Source organism: Burkholderia anthinoferrum (assembly GCF_002925705.1).
GTDB classification, from domain to species: domain Bacteria; phylum Pseudomonadota; class Gammaproteobacteria; order Burkholderiales; family Burkholderiaceae; genus Burkholderia; species Burkholderia semiarida.
On the sequence record NZ_LFZP01000039.1, the window covers coordinates 69,938 to 86,416 of the forward strand.

At 68.2% G+C, this 16,479-nt stretch carries 13 protein-coding genes; 9 read left to right on the forward strand and 4 right to left on the reverse strand.

Annotated elements, in window-relative coordinates; translation table 11 throughout:
- Window positions 1-125 precede the first annotated feature (125 nt).
- From C5F75_RS13010 to C5F75_RS13020, 3 genes are read left to right on the forward strand one after another with little or no spacing between them, the layout of a single operon-like run.
- On the forward strand, window positions 126-1,169 hold the full coding sequence (locus C5F75_RS13010) for a Fe(3+) ABC transporter substrate-binding protein (RefSeq protein ID WP_104012341.1): 1,044 nt from the start codon (window positions 126-128) through the stop codon (window positions 1,167-1,169).
- Window positions 1,159-2,853 (forward strand): ABC transporter permease, encoded by a 1,695-nt coding sequence (locus tag C5F75_RS13015; protein WP_104012333.1) that lies wholly within the window; start codon window positions 1,159-1,161, stop codon window positions 2,851-2,853. The genes C5F75_RS13010 and C5F75_RS13015 overlap by 11 nt, the downstream gene beginning before the upstream one ends.
- Before the next feature lie 4 nt (window positions 2,854-2,857).
- Entirely contained in the window at window positions 2,858-3,631 is a 774-nt protein-coding gene (locus C5F75_RS13020; protein ID WP_104012334.1) for an ABC transporter ATP-binding protein, read from the forward strand.
- A gap of 30 nt (window positions 3,632-3,661) precedes the next feature.
- On the opposite strand, the gene C5F75_RS13025 is transcribed toward C5F75_RS13020, so the two are convergent.
- From C5F75_RS13025 to C5F75_RS13040, 4 genes are all read right to left on the reverse strand, one after another.
- The gene (locus C5F75_RS13025) at window positions 3,662-4,132 is read right to left on the reverse strand and encodes an Lrp/AsnC family transcriptional regulator (RefSeq protein WP_059573939.1); all 471 of its coding nucleotides are present in this window, start codon (window positions 4,130-4,132) and stop codon (window positions 3,662-3,664) included.
- Window positions 4,133-4,370: 238 nt separating this feature from the next.
- Window positions 4,371-5,012 carry an NAD(P)-dependent oxidoreductase gene (locus C5F75_RS13030; RefSeq protein ID WP_104012335.1) on the reverse strand — a complete coding sequence of 214 codons (642 nt, stop codon included), beginning with the start codon at window positions 5,010-5,012 and terminating at the stop codon, window positions 4,371-4,373.
- Window positions 5,013-5,144: 132 nt separating this feature from the next.
- Window positions 5,145-5,600: an Rrf2 family transcriptional regulator gene (locus C5F75_RS13035; protein ID WP_059573941.1), complete on the reverse strand. Its 456-nt coding sequence runs from the start codon at window positions 5,598-5,600 to the stop codon at window positions 5,145-5,147.
- A 90-nt stretch (window positions 5,601-5,690) separates the two neighbouring features.
- A complete protein-coding gene (locus tag C5F75_RS13040; RefSeq protein WP_104012336.1) occupies window positions 5,691-6,119 on the reverse strand; it encodes a hypothetical protein in 429 nt (142 codons plus the stop codon).
- 197 nt (window positions 6,120-6,316) lie between these two features.
- Here C5F75_RS13040 and C5F75_RS13045 point away from each other — a divergent pair, with 197 nt between their 5' ends.
- The 6 genes from C5F75_RS13045 to C5F75_RS13070 all read left to right on the forward strand — a co-directional run bounded on the left by C5F75_RS13045 (window position 6,317) and on the right by C5F75_RS13070 (window position 16,477).
- Entirely contained in the window at window positions 6,317-6,652 is a 336-nt protein-coding gene (locus tag C5F75_RS13045) for a hypothetical protein (RefSeq protein WP_059573943.1), read from the forward strand.
- Between the two features lie 254 nt (window positions 6,653-6,906).
- Window positions 6,907-8,100 carry an ammonium transporter gene (locus tag C5F75_RS13050; RefSeq protein WP_060313379.1) on the forward strand — a complete coding sequence of 398 codons (1,194 nt, stop codon included), beginning with the start codon at window positions 6,907-6,909 and terminating at the stop codon, window positions 8,098-8,100.
- A gap of 157 nt (window positions 8,101-8,257) precedes the next feature.
- On the forward strand, window positions 8,258-10,216 hold the full coding sequence (locus C5F75_RS13055) for a PhoX family protein (RefSeq protein ID WP_060313376.1): 1,959 nt from the start codon (window positions 8,258-8,260) through the stop codon (window positions 10,214-10,216).
- A gap of 682 nt (window positions 10,217-10,898) precedes the next feature.
- Window positions 10,899-11,723, forward strand: coding sequence for an IclR family transcriptional regulator (locus C5F75_RS13060; RefSeq protein WP_059573946.1), 825 nt, complete (start codon window positions 10,899-10,901; stop codon window positions 11,721-11,723).
- A gap of 254 nt (window positions 11,724-11,977) precedes the next feature.
- Window positions 11,978-13,348, forward strand: a complete 1,371-nt coding sequence (locus C5F75_RS13065) for an MdtA/MuxA family multidrug efflux RND transporter periplasmic adaptor subunit (protein WP_060965788.1) — start codon at window positions 11,978-11,980, stop codon at window positions 13,346-13,348.
- 15 nt (window positions 13,349-13,363) lie between these two features.
- A complete protein-coding gene (locus C5F75_RS13070; RefSeq protein WP_059644053.1) occupies window positions 13,364-16,477 on the forward strand; it encodes an MdtB/MuxB family multidrug efflux RND transporter permease subunit in 3,114 nt (1,037 codons plus the stop codon).
- Window positions 16,478-16,479 lie beyond the last annotated feature (2 nt).

Consider the following 16,479-nt stretch of genomic DNA (forward strand, 5'->3'; position numbering starts at 1 on the left):
CGTTTGGTAATCATTCCCATTTCGATTTAGAATCCAGAATCTTTCACTTTGTAATGTTCCGGGTCGCTCGGGCGGCAGGCGCGCCCCGGAACGCTCCCTCGTCCACCTGCCCCACCGGAGTCTCCATGTCGAATCCGCGCACCCGCCTGCTGCCGCTCGCCGGCGCCCTCGTCCTGGCCGCGGCCGCCTTCGCGCCGCTTGCCCAGGCAGCCGACGAAGTGAGCCTGTACACCACCCGCGAGCCGAAGCTGATCCAGCCGCTCATCGACGCGTTCACGAAGCAGAGCGGCGTCAAGGTCAACACGGTGTTCGTGAAGGATGGCCTGCTCGAGCGCGTGAAGGCGGAAGGCGCGCAATCGCCGGCCGACGTGCTGATGACGGTCGACGTCGGCAACCTGCTCGACCTCGTCGACGGCGGCGTCACGCAGCCGGTGCGCTCGAAGGCGCTCGACGATGCGATTCCCGCGAACCTGCGCGGCGCGAACGGCGACTGGTACGCACTGTCGCTGCGCGACCGCGTGCTGTACGTCGAAAAGGACCTGAAGGTCGATGCGTTCCGCTACGAGGAGCTCGCCGATCCGAAATGGAAGGGCAAGGTCTGCATCCGGTCGGGCCAGCATCCTTACAACACGGCGCTCGTCGCGGCGATGATCGCGCATGACGGCGAAGCCGCGACCGAAAAGTGGCTGCGCGGCGTGAAGGCCAACCTCGCGCGCAAGGCGACGGGCGGCGACCGCGACGTCGCACGCGACATCCTCGGCGGCATCTGCGACGTCGGCCTCGCGAACGCCTACTACGTCGGCCACATGAAGAATGCGGAACCCGGCAGCGATGCGCGCAAGTGGGGCGACGCGATCAAGGTCGTGCGTCCGACGTTCGCGAATACGAAGAGCGGCGGCACGCACGTGAACATCAGCGGCGCGACGGTCGCGAAGCACGCGCCGCACAAGGCCAATGCGGTGAAGCTGCTGGAATACCTGGTCTCGCCCGAAGCGCAGGCGCTGTATGCGCAGGCGAACTACGAATACCCGGTGCGCGCGAACGTGAAGCTCGACCCGGTGATCGCGAGCTTCGGCACGCTGAAGGTCGACCCGCTGCCGCTCGCGGATATCGCGAAGCATCGCAAGCAGGCGAGCCAGCTCGTCGACAAGGTCGGCTTTGACAACTGACGCATCGCCTGCCCGCGCGGTGCGCGAGCCGCACGGTCCGCGTGCGCGCCTGTGGCCGCGCGCGGGCAGCCTGTGGCTGATCGCGGCGCTGGCGATCGCCGCGGCGGTCGCGGCGCCGCTCGCGGTGCTCGTGGCCGCCGCGTTCGACGCCGATCTCGCGCACTGGCGGCATCTCGCCGAATTCGTACTGCCGCAGGCGCTCGTCAACACGCTGCTGCTGCTCGCCGGCGTCGGCACGATCGTGTCGATCGTCGGCACCGGCTGCGCGTGGCTCGTCACCGCGTACGATTTCCCCGGCCGCCGGATCCTGACCTGGGCGCTGCTGCTGCCGCTCGCGGTCCCCACCTACATCGTCGCGTTCGCGTATCTCGACCTGCTGCATCCGATCGGCCCCGTGCAAGGCGCGATCCGCTGGCTGCTCGGCTTCGACAGCCCGCGCCAGTTCCGCCTGCCCGACCTGCGCTCGCTGCCCGGCGCGATCTTCGTGCTCGGCTTCGTGCTGTATCCGTACGTCTATCTGAGCACGCGCGCGATGTTCGTCACGCAGTCCGTGAGCCTGCTCGAAGCCGCGCGCACGCTCGGCGCCGGCCGCGTCGCGACGTTCTGGCGCGTCGTCGTGCCGCTTGCACGGCCGGCGATCGCGGTCGGCGTGAGCCTCGCGCTGCTCGAAACGCTGAACGATATCGGCGCGTCGGAATTTCTCGGCGTGCAGACGCTGACCGTGTCCGTCTATACGACGTGGATCACGCGCTCCGATCTCGCCGGCGCCGCGCAGATCGCGCTGGCGATGCTCGCGATCGTCGTCGGCATGATCGCGCTGGAACGCTACGGACGCCGCCGCCAGCGCTACGCGCACGGCCGGCGCATGCGGCCGATCGCGCCGCGCCGCCTGACCGGCTCGGCCGCGCTCGCCGCCGCGGTGCTCGGCTGGCTGCCGGTCCTGCTCGGCTTCGGCGCGCCGGCCGCGTATCTCGCGGTCGAAACGGCCAAGCGGCTGCACCTCGTCGGCGGCGTATCTGCGCAATTGATGACGGGGCTCGCGAACACGCTGACGATCGCGACCGCCGCCACCGCCGCGACGCTCGCGTGCGGGCTCGTCGTCGCGTGGGCCGCCCGCGCGCAGCGCGACAGCGCCCGGGCAGGCCCTGCCCGCCTGTGCGCGCGGATCGCGAGCCTCGGCTACGCGGTGCCGGGCACCGTGCTCGCGATCGGCCTCCTGATGCCGTTCGCGGCGGCCGACCGCCTGTTCGGCGCGGCGCTCGGCCGCGACGCGCTGCTGCTGATGGGGTCGGCGACCGCGCTCGTGATCGCCTATACCGTGCGTTTCCTCGCGATCCCGGCCGGCGGCATCGAGGCCGGCCTCGCGCGCATTCCGCCATCGCTCGAACAGGCCGCGCGCTCGCTCGGCGAGACGGCGGGCGGCACGCTGCACCGCGTCCACCTGCCGCTGCTGCGGCCCGCGCTCACGACGAGCGCGCTGCTGGTGTTCGTCGACGCGATGAAGGAATTGCCGGCCACGCTGCTGCTGCGCCCGCTGAACTTCGACACGCTCGCGACCTGGCTGTATGCGGAAGCCGCGCGCGGCACCTATGAAGAAGGCGCAGTCGCCGCGCTCGCGATCGTGCTGGCCGGGCTCGTGCCCGTGATCCTGCTCGCCCGCACCCGCCACAAGATCGGAGCCTGACACCGTGAACCTGCTCGAACTCGACGACCTCTGCGTCGCCTACGACACGCCGCAAGGCCGCCGCACCGTGGTCGACGGCCTGAGCCTCGCGCTGCCGCGCGGCGACATCGGCTGCCTGCTCGGCGCGTCCGGCTGCGGCAAGACCACCGTGCTGCGCGCGATCGCCGGCTTCGAGCCCGTGCGCATGGGACGCATCGTGCTGGACGGCACGCCCGTCGCGGCGCCGTCGCTCGACGTGCCGCCCGAGCGGCGACGCATCGGCATGATGTTCCAGGATTACGCGCTGTTCCCGCACCTGAGCGCGGCCGACAACGTCGCGTTCGGCCTGCGGCGCATGCCGAAGGCCGAACGGCGCCTGCGCGTCGCGGAGATGCTCGACCTCGTCGGCCTCGCCGATTCCGGCGACGCCTATCCGCACGAACTGTCGGGCGGCCAGCAGCAGCGCGTCGCCCTCGCGCGCGCGCTCGCGCCGTCGCCGGAACTGCTGCTGCTCGACGAGCCGTTCTCGAATCTCGACGTCGATACGCGCGAGCGGCTCGCGTTCGAGCTGCGCGACATCCTGAAGCACACGGGTCATACCGCGATCCTCGTCACGCACAACCAGGCGGAAGCGTTCGCGATCGCCGACCGGATCGGCGTGATGAAGGACGGCCACCTTGCGCAATGGGATACGCCGTATGCGCTGCACCATCATCCGGCCAGCCCGTTCGTCGCGGATTTCGTGCGCCGCGACGCGCTGGCCGACGAACGCGCACGCGCGCTGGCGCGCGGCCGATGAAGCGGCGCCGCCGGCGCGGCGGCGCGCCCGTCAGGCGGGCTCGGCCAGATCGCGCACGGGCAGCGCGGTCGAATACTTGATCTGCTCCATCGCGAACGACGAGCTAACGTCGAACAGCGGCACCGTGCGAATCAGTTGCTTGTAGACGCGGTCGTAGTCGTCGATGCCGGCCACCACGACGCGCAGCAGGTAATCGGTCTCGCCGCTCATCCGGTAGACCTCGACCACTTCCGGCATGTCGCGCACCGCCTGCGTGAAGCGCTGCGCCCATTCCTCGGTGTGCTGGTTCGTGCGGATCGCGACGAACACGGTCGTGCCCACGCCGAGCTTGCGCGCATCGCACAGCGCGACCTGCGCGCGAATCGCGCCGGTTTCCTTCAGCCGCTGCACGCGCTTCCAGCACGGCGTCTGCGACAGGTTCACGCGCTGGGCCAGCTCCGCGATCGGCAGCGTGGCATCCGTCTGCAGCAGCTCCAGCAGCTTGCGATCGATGGCGTCCATTTCTCCATTCCCTCGTCGATAGAAATTTATTCTATTCATCCTGCCCAACGGGGAACAATATGAAAAGTGTCCGGGCGCGTCGACCGGTGTAAATACCGACCCGTCACGCACTCACCGCGCCAAACGAAACAGGCGGCGCCACCCGCGAAGCGTGGCGTCGCCTGACATCGCCGCGCGTCGCGGCTTGCCTGCCGCGCGCGGGCCGGCGCTCACACGTCGCCGCCGGCCGTCGCGCCGCTCAATACGCGACCGTCGCGATCTCGCGCACGAAGCTGTCCTGCTCGAGCGCATCGACGAACGCGACCGCGTAGTCTTCCGCCGAGATCTTGCTGTTGCCTTGCGCGTCGACGATCAGCTTGCCGGCGCCCGTGCGGAACGTGCCCGTGCGCTCGCCCGGCGCGATCAGCGCGGCCGGCGCGAAGAAGGTCCAGTCGAGATCCGCGACCGTCTTCAGGTAGTCGAGCGCGTCGCGATGCGCGAGCGCGACCGCCTTGTACGCTTCGGGGAAACCTTCGGTGTCGACGAGCTGCTTGCCCGGCGCGACTTCGAGCGAACCGGCGCCGCCCACCACGACGAGCCGCTTCAAACCGGCCTGACGCGCGCCGGCGACCAGCGCCTTCGCGACCGCGACGACCTGCGCCGCATCTTCCTGCTTCGGGCCGTACGCGCTTGCGACGACGTCATGCCCCGGCAGCGCGGCCGCGATGCTGGCCGCGTCGAACAGGTCGGCCGCCTTCGCGGTGATGCCGTCGCCGGATGCGCCCGGATGGCGCGACAGCGCGGTGACGCGGTGGCCGCGCCGCACGGCTTCCGCCGCGATGCGCGAGCCGATCATGCCGGTGGCGCCGAACAGCGCGATATTCAAAGAACGTTGCGTCATGTCGATTCTCCAGAAAAGAAAATATGTAACATAGTTAATTACATATAAGATCGAAAAAAACGGGGCGAAGCCCCCGTTGCGCCGACCGCCGCGCGTACGCGCCGTCCGGCTTCCTGCCCTGCCTGCCCGCGGTCACCCGCCGGCGTGCGCCGCCCGCTGCGTGCGCTGCTCCCGATCCAGCATGTCGGTCGTCACGTCGACCAACGTGCGCGTGGCGAGCGACGCTTCCATCGCGCGCTGTGCGTCGCCGATATAGCCGGTCAGCGCGCTCTGGATGTGCCGCCCGACGAGACACGCCGGATTCGGCGCCTCGCGGTGCAGCGCGAACAGTTGCGCATCGTCGACCGCGCGATACACGTCGAGCAGCGTGATCTCGCCGGGCTCGCGCGCCAGCAGCGCGCCGCCGCCCGCGCCGAGTTGCGACGTGGTCAGCCCTGCTGCCGCCAGCATCGACAGCAGCCGGCGAATCAGCGCCGGATTCGTATTCACGCTGCCCGCGATGACGTCGGACGACAACGGCACGCCTTCCTGCATCGACAGCAAGGCGAGCACGTGAACGGCAAACGCGAACCGGCTGCTGGTATTCATTCCTGACTCACTCGGCGACGCCGGCCCGACCCGCAACCGGCGACATCTGTAACCATGATAATTACATTTTGCGGATCGTGCAAGCCCGCGTCATTCGCCGCTCGCGGGTTTCGCCCCGGCGGCGCTCTGCTGGCTCCACTGCTGGAGTTTCTTGCCGGCTTCGGCGATCTTCGCGCCCGCTTCGGAAGCCGCATGCGCGACGACCGCGGACGCCGCCGCGTCGATCTGCGCCTGCGCAGCCGACGCGAGGCCGCTCGCGGACAACGGCGGCACGGCCGACGCCGCGGACGCGATGCCGGCCTTCGCCGCGTTGATCTGTTGATTGACGCTGCTCGCCACCTGGTCGAGCGCCTTGGCCGCGTTGTTGGCGGCATCGGCGGCCGCGCTCGCGGCCGTATCGGGTTGCGCGGCCGACGTGCCGGACTTCTCGCAGCCCGCGAGCAACAGCAGCGCACCGGCGGCCACGGCCGCCAGCACGGACCCGGGCACGCGACGCGCCCGCGATGTCTTCATGTTCATCAGCAATCTCCGGCCGCGCGCGGCGCGACCTCATGGTTGGACCGGTGTCGATGATACCGCCTGTGGAACAGGCCCAATGACGACCCGTTGTTAAAAATGCCTTTCAATTTCGGATTCGTCTGATTCAATCGCAGGCGCCACGCCTCTAAAGTGGGCACGCCTCAATTCACTTCGTACGTGCCCCCTTTTTCCTCGCCATGGCTTTCCTCATCGATTGGTTCATCGTCCTGGCCGCGCTGCTTGCCGCCACCCTGTTCCTCTGCCTGCGCGCGCCGTCGGCGCGTCGTCTCGCCGAATCGGGACGCCCACGCCGCATCGCGTCCGCGCGCCTGCTCACCCAGGCCGTGATCGGTTTCTGGACGGCCGCGCTGATCGTCGCGCGAGGCATTCTCGGCGCCGATGGCGACGGCCAGTCGCTCGCGGGCTTCGCGGCGCTCGCAGTCGCCGCGATCGGGCTGTCGGCCGTCGCCCTCTACTGGTCGGCGTGCGCGCTGCGGCTGCGCCGGCCGCCCGTGCTGTTCGCGCGCCACTGACGCGCCAGATCGGTGCGCGAGCGGCGCACGCCGCGCACCGCTTCATTCGGCGTACGCACCAATTTCGTCATAATCGCACCACAAACGCGCATCCGGCGAACCGATCGGCGGCCGGCGGCCACGCCCCGATCCCGTGCACGATTCACCGGCATGCCGCATCGCACGGTACCCGGGCACCAATTTCACGCAGTCATTCACCAGCTTGGCTCGATACTTGCATTCCTCGCCCGTTTTTTGCGCAAGGAAGCCACGGCATGGATGGTCTGAAATCCGGCGTCGACACACTGTTCCTGTTGATCGGCGCCGTCATGGTGCTCGCGATGCACGCGGGCTTCGCCTTTCTCGAACTCGGCACGGTCCGCAAGAAGAACCAGGTCAACGCGCTCGTGAAGATCCTGGTCGACTTCTCGGTGTCGACGCTCGCGTATTTCCTCGTCGGCTACACGATCGCGTACGGCGTCGAATTCTTCGACGACATCGGCTCGCTGTCGCAGCACAACGGCTACGCGCTCGTGCGGTTCTTCTTCCTGCTGACGTTCGCCGCGGCGATCCCGGCGATCGTGTCCGGCGGCATCGCGGAGCGCGCGAAGTTCAATCCGCAGCTCGTCGCGACGCTGATCATCGTCGGCTTCATCTATCCGTTCTTCGAAGGGATCGCGTGGAACGAGCGCTTCGGCGTGCAGGCCTGGCTCGCGCACGCATTCGGTGCGCCGTTCCACGACTTCGCGGGCTCGGTCGTCGTGCATGCGTTCGGCGGCTGGGTCGCGCTGCCGGCCGTGCTGCTGCTCGGCGCGCGCCACGGCCGCTATGCGAAGGACGGGCGGATCGCCGCGCACCCGCCGTCGAACATCCCGTTCCTCGCGCTCGGCGCATGGGTGCTCGCGGTCGGCTGGTTCGGCTTCAACGTGATGAGCGCGCAGACGCTCGACAAGATCAGCGGCCTCGTCGCGGTGAACTCGCTGATGGCGATGGTCGGCGGCACGCTCGCGGCGTGGGTGGCCGGCCGCAACGACCCGGGCTTCACGTACAACGGGCCGCTCGCGGGCCTCGTCGCGGTCTGCGCGGGCTCCGACGTGATGCACCCGATCGGCGCGCTGGTCACGGGCGCCGCGGCCGGTGCGCTGTTCGTCGCGATGTTCACCTGCGTGCAGAACCGCTGGCGCATCGACGACGTGCTCGGCGTCTGGCCGCTGCACGGGATGTGCGGCGCGCTCGGCGGCCTCGCGGCCGGCGTGTTCGGGCTGCCCGCGCTCGGCGGGCTCGGCGGCGTGTCGTTCCTGTCGCAGCTCGTCGGCACGCTCGGCGGCATCGCGATCGCGACCGCGGGCGGCACGCTCGTCTACGGCGCGCTGAAGGCGACCGTCGGCCTGCGTCTCGATCGCGAAGCGGAATTCGACGGCGCCGACCTGTCGATCCACCGCATCTCGGCCACGCCCGAGCGCGATTGACCTGCCGACGCACACTCGACGCGCCATTACGTTTTCGATTCAAAAAACTTTCATCTAGCGTCCTTACACTTCCGTCCAGTTTTCAATACGCCTTCGCGAAGCTTGTCGCCCGCGCTTCGCGAAGGCCATTCTTCCAACAACCGAAACTGGACTCCACATGCCCGCGTTGCCCAATGCTTCCCGTCGTCAGGCCCTGAAGATCCTCGCCGGCGCGCCGATGCTTCCCCTTTCCGGCCTCGCGCTGCCGGCCCTGCTGACGGGTTGCGGCGGCGACGACGATCCCGCGTCGACGCCGGTCGCCGCCGCCTATACGTCGGCGGCCTTCTCGGCGATGGCCGCGCCGACGCTCGACAACGCGGCCGCGATGGCGACGACGACGGTCGGCTCGACGCTGTCGGTGTCGTTCTCGGACGGCTCGTCGCGCAACTTCAAGCTCGCGTACAAGCCGTTCTTCGTGACGGGCGACATGGTGCCGGACGGCAAGGGCGGCACGACGCTCGCGGGCGGCTACTACGACATCAACAACCAGCCGATCATCGATCGCTCGGTGGCCGGCAAGGAGCGCCAGTTCTATTCCGACTGCCCGGACGGCAGCTCGCTGCTGACGCTGAAGAACGCAAACGTGCCCGGCGTGAAGGGCAACACGGTGTTCGCGGTCGTGCAGTTCGAATACACGACGCGCGACCAGGCGAGCGCGTCGCAGTACGGCCAGCTGCCGTCGCCGATCGCCGTGCTCACGCTCGACCAGGACCCGGCCACCGGCGCGCTGAAGCTCGTGAAGTATCACAACGTCGACACGTCGAGCGCACACGGCCTGTGGATCACGTGCGGCGCGAGCCTGTCGCCGTGGGGCACGCACCTGTCGAGCGAGGAATACGAGCCGGACGCGACGAAGGCCGCGACCGACGCGCAGTTCAAGGCGTTCAGCAAGAACACGTTCGGCGACGAGACGAAGGCGAACCCCTATCACTACGGTCACCTGCCCGAGATCACCGTGAATCCGGACGGCACGGGCACCGTGAAGAAGCACTACTGCCTCGGCCGCATCTCGCACGAGCTGATCCAGGTGATGCCGGACCAGCGCACCGTGATGATGGGCGACGACGCGACCAACGGCGGCCTGTTCATGTTCGTCGCCGACAAGGCGGCCGACCTGTCGGCCGGCACGCTGTACGTCGCGAAGTGGACGCAGACGTCGTCGGCCGGCGCCGGCACCGCGACGCTCACGTGGATCAGGATCGGCCACGCGACCAGCAGCGAGATCGAAGCGCTCGCGAACACGCTGAAGGCGTCGGACATCATGGACCTGGTGACCGTCGACCCGAACGATGCGAGCTACACGAAGATCCACTTCGGCGGCAAGTTCAACTGGATGCGCGTGAAGCCGGGGATGGAAAAGGCGGCCGCGTTCCTCGAGACGCACCGCTACGCGGCGCTGCTCGGCGGCAGCATGGCGTTCACGAAGCTCGAAGGCACGACCGTGAACGCGAAGGACAAGATCGTCTACACGGCGATGTCGCGGATCGAGACGTCGATGGTCAAGGGCAACGCGGTGTCGCGCGACGTCGCGCTCGACAAGAAGATCGCCGCGGGCGCTGTCTACGCGCTGAACCTGAAGGCAGGCCAGCGCGACACGACGGGCGGCGCGATCGACAGCGAATGGGTGCCGGTCGACATGGGCGCGCCGGCCGCGCTCGTCGGCGAGGATCTCGCCGCGGCCGACGCGCTCGGCAACCTCGCGAACCCGGACAAGATCGCGAATCCGGACAACCTGAAGTTCTCCGAAAAGCTGCGCACGCTGTTCATCGGTGAAGACTCGGGCATGCACGTGAACAACTTCCTGTGGGCCTACAACGTCGACACGAAATCGCTCGCGCGCGTGCTGTCGTGCCCGGCCGGCGCCGAATCGACGGGCCTGCACGCGGTCGACGAGATCAACGGCTGGACCTACATCATGAGCAACTTCCAGCACGCGGGCGACTGGGAATCGCCGCTGCACGACAAGGTCAAGCCGACGCTCGACCCGCTCGTGCGCGCGAACTACAAGGACCGCTTCGGCGCCAGCGTCGGTTACCTGACGGCCGAGCAGACCAGCATCAAGCTCGCGAAGGGCTGACCGTGGCGCGCGGGGACATTGCGCGTTGCAGGGCGCCCTGACCGGGCGTCCCTAACCGGGCGTCCCTAACCGGGCGTCCCTGACCGGGCGTCCGTGACCCGGCCTCCCGGACCGGGCGTTCTTTCTTCGATCACCGTTCATTCGTCGGCGCTCCACGCCGTTTCATGCGCGATGCCCACTGCGGGCATCGCGCTTTTTTTTTGCGTGAAGCGAGCGCGAGCGCGGCGCGCATCGCGCGTGCAGGCGGGCGCGATGCGACCGTGGACAGGCGTTTGCGGCGATCGGAGGATAATACGGGCCTGACGCGTCCGGGCGGACGGTCGGAAAGACAGGCAAAAAAAAGCGCCACGGAGACCGTGGCGCTAAAAAAGTTCTAGCCATTCCGAGGGCCGTGCTAGAACCTGAGAGACTGCGCGAAACATCGTTGCCGGTTAAACTCTTGAAACGACGTTTCGAAAACGTGAGACATTCTTTCCGTTTCCGCCCGACAAGTCAAGCGGTATTTGCACCGGTTCATGCACTTTCCGGCAACGCTCATTTGAGCGTTTTCCTAATAAACCAAGGGTGAACCCGTAAAATCCCATCCAGTGACCGGTTCTCCCGCGGAACATGCATGCTTTGACAATAGTCCTACAATACCAACAAAATTGAAATCGAGTTTCGGAATTAGAGAGAATCCCTCGTGTCGACACCTGTAACCTCTCCCGCGTCGCGGGACCGTGAATCGTCGCCCGACGAAATCACCGCCCTCGCCCGCGGCCTCGCCGTGCTGCGCCGCATCGCGGCTGCCGACGCGCCCGTCAGCAACCGCGAGCTGACCGAATTGACCGGCATCCCGAAGCCGACCGTCTCGCGCATCACCGCCACACTCGTCAGCGCCGGCTTCCTGTTTCAGTTGCCCGACAGCGAGCGCTTCGTGCTCACCGCGTCGGTGCTCGAACTGAGCCACGGCTTCCTGCGCAACTTCGACATCCGCGCGCGTTCGCGGCCGTTCATGATCGAACTGGCCGAACGCACGTCGCTGTCCGTGCACCTCGCGGTGCGCGACCGGCTCGACATGGTCGCGATCGACGTGATCCGCCCGCGCTCGGCCGTGCTCGTCACGCGCCTCGAGATCGGCTCGCGGATGGACATCGCGCGCACGGCCGTGGGCCGCGCGTATCTGGCCGCGCTCGAGGACGACGAGCGCCGCCTGCTGCTCGAGTCGCTGCGCACCACCGCCGGCGACGACTGGCCGCACGTGTCCGCCCGCCTGACGCCCGCGCTCGACGAAGCGATGCGCGACGGCCACGCGATCGCGATCGGCGAATGGCGCGAGGGGCTGAACGCGGTCGCGGCCGGTTTCGTCGGCCCGTCGGGTCAGCGCTATTCGGTGAATTGCGGCGGCGCGTCGCACCAGTGTCCGCCCGAATGGCTGCGGGAACACGTCGTGCCCGCGCTGCAGGAATGCATCGCGAAAATCACGCGCGAGATCGGCGGCGCGCCGGCCCGGCGCGTCGGCGTGTAATCGTTTCGTCATCGCCGTGTCGCGTTCTGTAACGACCGTAACCCGTTGAAAGATAGACCGCTGGACTGTAACGGGGACGGCACGTAGGATCATGCCCATCGTCGCGCCGCACTCGCGGTGCGCACCGCTCTTTCCCGTGCGGATCGGCGGGGCCCCGGACCGAGCCGGGCCGCCCCGTCGCGTCTTCCGCACGCCCACGCGCAGCCGAGCAGTCCGATTTCCGGCCCGCCGCGCCGTCTTCCTGACAGAACACGATGGATAACGAACAAAAGCCCACGCCCCCTTCGAAAGACCCCGCGCCCGCCGCCGCCCGGCGCCCGCGCCGCACGTTGCTGATCGGCACCGTGGCGGCCGTCGTCATCGGCGGCCTGCTGTGGTGGCACCCGTGGAACCGCACGCCGGCGGCAGGCAGCACGGCGAAAGGCATGGGCGCGAGCGCCGCGGGCGGCCATCGCGGCCGCGGCGGCCCCGCCGCGATGGCGAACGTTCCGCAGCCGGTGCAGGTCGCCACCGCGACGCAGGGCGAGATGCCGATCGTGCTGTCCGCGCTCGGCACCGTCACGCCGCTCGCGAACGTGACGGTCAAGACGCAACTGTCGGGCTACCTGCAATCGGTGTCGTTCCAGGAAGGCCAGATCGTCAAGAAAGGCGACGTGCTCGCGCAGATCGACCCGCGCCCGTATCAGGTCGCGCTCGAGAACGCCGAAGGCACGCATGCGCGCGACGCGGCGCTGCTCGCGACGGCCCGCCTCGACCTGAAGCGCTACCAGACGCTGCTGTCGCAGGATTCGATCGCGTCGCAAACCGTCGATACGCAGGCGTCGCTCGTCAAGCAGTACGAAGGCGCGGTGAAGACCGACCAGGCCGCGATCGATTCCGCGAAACTCAACCTGACGTATGCGCGCATCACGGCGCCGGTCTCGGGCCGCGTCGGCCTGCGCCAGGTCGACCCCGGCAACTACGTGACGCCGGGGGACACCAACGGCATCGTCGTGATCACGCAGTTGCAGCCGATGAGCGTGATCTTCACGACGTCGGAAGACAACCTGCCGCAGATCCTCAAGCAGATGAACGCGGGCCGGAAGCTGTCGGTCACCGCCTACAACCGCAACAACACGGTGCCGCTCGAGACGGGCTCGCTCGCGACGCTCGACAACCAGATCGACACGAGCACCGGTACGGTCAAGCTGCGCGCGAATTTCGACAACAAGGAAGGCATGCTGTTCCCGAATCAGTTCGTGAACACGCGGCTGCTCGTCGACGTGCTGCGCAACGCGATCATCGTGCCGACCTCCGCCGTGCTCACGGGCTCGATCGGCCAGTTCGTCTACGTCGTGAAACCCGACAACACGGTGACGGTGCGCAAGGTCACGGTCGGCCCGGTCGACGGCGAACGCACGAGCATCGTCAGCGGCGTGGCGCTCGGCGAACGCGTGGTGACCGACGGCTCGGACCGCCTGCGCGAAGGCTCGAAGATCTCGATTCCGGCCGACAAGCCGAAAGGCGCGTCGGGCGCGCGCGGCGCCGGCGCGGCGTCGGGCGCATCGGCTGCGTCCGGTGCAGCAGGCCATCGCGGCGGACACAAGCACGGCGCGTCGCAGGCAGCGGCCCCCGCGGCCCAGTAACGCGCGGGCCGCTCGATGAATCCATCCCGCCTCTTCATTCTCCGGCCGGTCGGCACCGCCCTCCTGATGGCGGCGATCATGCTGGCCGGCCTCGTGGCGCTGCGCTTCCTGCCGCTCGCCGCGCTGCCCGAGGTCGACTACCCGACGATCCAGGTCCAGACCTTCTACCCGGGCGCGAGCCCGGAAGTGATGACGTCGTCGGTCACCGCGCCGCTCGAACGCCAGTTCGGGCAGATGCCGTCGCTGAACCAGATGTCGTCGCAAAGCTCGGCCGGCGCGTCGGTGATCACGCTGCAGTTCTCGCTCGACCTGCCGCTCGACATCGCCGAACAGGAAGTGCAGGCCGCGATCAATGCGGCCGGCAATCTGCTGCCGTCCGACCTCCCGGCCCCGCCGATCTACGCGAAGGTGAACCCGGCCGATGCGCCGGTGCTCACGCTCGCCGTCAAGTCGAAGACGCTGCCGCTCACGCAGGTGCAGGACCTCGCCGACACGCGCCTCGCGATGAAGATCTCGCAGATCGCCGGCGTCGGCCTCGTGAGCCTGTCGGGCGGCAACCGGCCGGCCGTGCGGATCCAGGCGAACCCGACCGCGCTCGCGCAGTACGGGATGAACCTCGACGACCTGCGCACGACGATCTCGAACCTGAACGTCAACACGCCGAAGGGCAACTTCGACGGCCCGACGCGCGCATACACGATCAACGCGAACGACCAGTTGACGAGCGCCGACCAGTACAACAGCGCGGTCGTCGCGTACAAGAACGGCCGCCCGGTGATGCTGACCGACGTCGCGACGGTCGTCGCCGGCTCGGAGAACACCAAGCTCGGCGCGTGGGTGAATGCGGACCCGGCGATCATCCTGAACGTGCAGCGCCAGCCGGGCGCGAACGTGATCCAGACGGTCGACGCGATCAAGGCGCAGTTGCCGAAGCTGCAGGAAACGCTGCCGGCCGCGCTCGACGTCGAGATCGTCACCGACCGCACGACGATGATCCGCGCGGCCGTGCGCGACGTGCAGTTCGAGCTGCTGCTCGCGGTCGCGCTCGTCGTGCTGGTGATGTACCTGTTCCTCGCGAACGTCTACGCGACGATCATCCCGAGCCTGTCGGTGCCGCTGTCGCTGATCGGCACGCTCGCGGTGATGTACATGGCCGGCTTCTCGCTGAACAACCTGTCGCTGATGGCGCTCACGATCGCGACCGGCTTCGTCGTCGACGACGCGATCGTGATGATCGAGAACATCGCGCGCTACGTCGAGGAAGGCGAATCGGGGCTCGAGGCCGCGCTGAAGGGCTCGCGGCAGATCGGCTTCACGATCATCTCGCTGACGGTCTCGCTGATCGCGGTGCTGATCCCGCTGCTGTTCATGGGCGACGTGGTCGGGCGCCTCTTCCACGAATTCGCGATCACGCTCGCGGTGACGATCGTGATCTCGGCGATCGTGTCGCTCACGCTCGTGCCGATGATGTGCGCGAAGCTGCTGCGCCATTCGCCGCCGCCCGAGAGCCATCGCTTCGAGGCACGCGTGCACCGCGCGATCGACTGGGTGATCGCGCGCTACGCGGTCGCGCTCGAATGGGTGCTGAACCGCCAGCGCTCGACGCTCGTCGTCGCGCTGCTGACGCTCGGGCTGACCGCGCTGCTCTATGTGTTCGTGCCGAAGGGCTTCTTCCCCGCGCAGGACACCGGCGTGATCCAGGCGATCACGCAGGCGCCGCAGTCGATCTCGTACGGCGCGATGGCCGAACGCCAGCAGGCGCTCGCGGCCGAGATCCTGAAGGACCCGAACGTCGCCAGCCTCACGTCGTTCATCGGCGTCGACGGCAGCAACATCACGCTGAACAGCGGGCGGATGCTGATCAACCTGAAGGCGCGCGACGAACGCGGCGAAACGGCCGCGCAGATCATCCGCGGCCTGCAGCAGCGCGTCGCGAACGTCACCGGCATTTCGCTGTTCATGCAGCCGGTGCAGGACCTGACGATCGACTCGACGGTCAGCCCGACGCAATACCAGTTCATGCTGACGAGCCCGAATTCGGAAGAATTCGCGACCTGGGTGCCGAAACTCGTCGCGCGGCTGCAGCAGGAGCCGTCGCTCGCCGACGTCGCGACCGACCTGCAGAGCAACGGCCAGTCGGTGTACATCGAGATCGACCGCGCGAGCGCCGCGCGCTTCGGCATCACGCCGGCAACCGTCGACAACGCGCTGTACGACGCGTTCGGCCAGCGCATCGTGTCGACGATCTTCACGCAATCGAACCAGTACCGCGTGATTCTCGAATCGGAGCCGAAGGAGCAGCACTACGCGCAATCGCTGAACGACATCTACCTGCCGTCGGCCGGCGGCGGCCAGGTGCCGCTGGCGTCGATCGCGTCGTTCCACGAGCGGCCGTCGCCGCTGCTGGTCGCGCACCTGTCGCAGTTCCCGTCGACGACGATCTCGTTCAACCTCGCGCCGGGCGCGTCGCTCGGCGAAGCGGTCAAGGCGATCGAGGCCGCCGAGAAGGACATCGGCCTGCCCGGCTCGTTCCAGACGCGCTTCCAGGGCGCGGCGCTCGCGTTCCAGGCGTCGCTGTCGAACCAGCTGTTCCTGATCCTCGCGGCGGTCGTCACGATGTACATCGTGCTCGGCGTGCTGTACGAGAGCTACATCCACCCGATCACGATCCTGTCGACGCTGCCGTCGGCCGGCGTCGGCGCGCTGCTCGCGCTGATGATCACCGGGCACGACCTCGACATCATCGGGATCATCGGCATCGTGCTGCTGATCGGCATCGTCAAGAAGAACGCGATCATGATGATCGACTTCGCGCTCGAGGCCGAACGCGTCGAAGGCAAGCCGCCGCGCGAGGCGATCTACCAGGCGTGCCTGCTGCGCTTCCGGCCGATCCTGATGACGACGCTCGCCGCGCTGCTCGGCGCGGTGCCGCTGATCGTCGGCTCCGGCGCGGGCTCCGAGCTGCGCCAGCCGCTCGGGATCGCGATCGCCGGCGGCCTGATCGTGTCGCAGGTGCTGACGCTGTTCACGACGCCCGTGATCTACCTCGGCTTCGACTCGCTCGCGCGCCGCATGCGCGGCTGGTTCGAACGCCACGGCCCCGACGCCGGCACGCGCACGGACGTGTAAGC

What these genes read in the sequence shown, in the direction of transcription:
- C5F75_RS13025 (WP_059573939.1), bottom strand. Translation starts at nt 4,132, where the DNA reads ATGGACGCCATCGATCGCAAGCTGCTGGAGCTGCTGCAGACGGATGCC.
- C5F75_RS13010 (WP_104012341.1), top strand. Translation starts at nt 126, where the DNA reads ATGTCGAATCCGCGCACCCGCCTGCTGCCGCTCGCCGGCGCCCTCGTC.
- C5F75_RS13030 (WP_104012335.1), bottom strand. Translation starts at nt 5,012, where the DNA reads ATGACGCAACGTTCTTTGAATATCGCGCTGTTCGGCGCCACCGGCATG.
- C5F75_RS13055 (WP_060313376.1), top strand. Translation starts at nt 8,258, where the DNA reads ATGCCCGCGTTGCCCAATGCTTCCCGTCGTCAGGCCCTGAAGATCCTC.
- C5F75_RS13065 (WP_060965788.1), top strand. Translation starts at nt 11,978, where the DNA reads ATGGATAACGAACAAAAGCCCACGCCCCCTTCGAAAGACCCCGCGCCC.
- C5F75_RS13035 (WP_059573941.1), bottom strand. Translation starts at nt 5,600, where the DNA reads ATGAATACCAGCAGCCGGTTCGCGTTTGCCGTTCACGTGCTCGCCTTG.
- C5F75_RS13045 (WP_059573943.1), top strand. Translation starts at nt 6,317, where the DNA reads ATGGCTTTCCTCATCGATTGGTTCATCGTCCTGGCCGCGCTGCTTGCC.
- C5F75_RS13070 (WP_059644053.1), top strand. Translation starts at nt 13,364, where the DNA reads ATGAATCCATCCCGCCTCTTCATTCTCCGGCCGGTCGGCACCGCCCTC.
- C5F75_RS13040 (WP_104012336.1), bottom strand. Translation starts at nt 6,119, where the DNA reads ATGAACATGAAGACATCGCGGGCGCGTCGCGTGCCCGGGTCCGTGCTG.
- C5F75_RS13050 (WP_060313379.1), top strand. Translation starts at nt 6,907, where the DNA reads ATGGATGGTCTGAAATCCGGCGTCGACACACTGTTCCTGTTGATCGGC.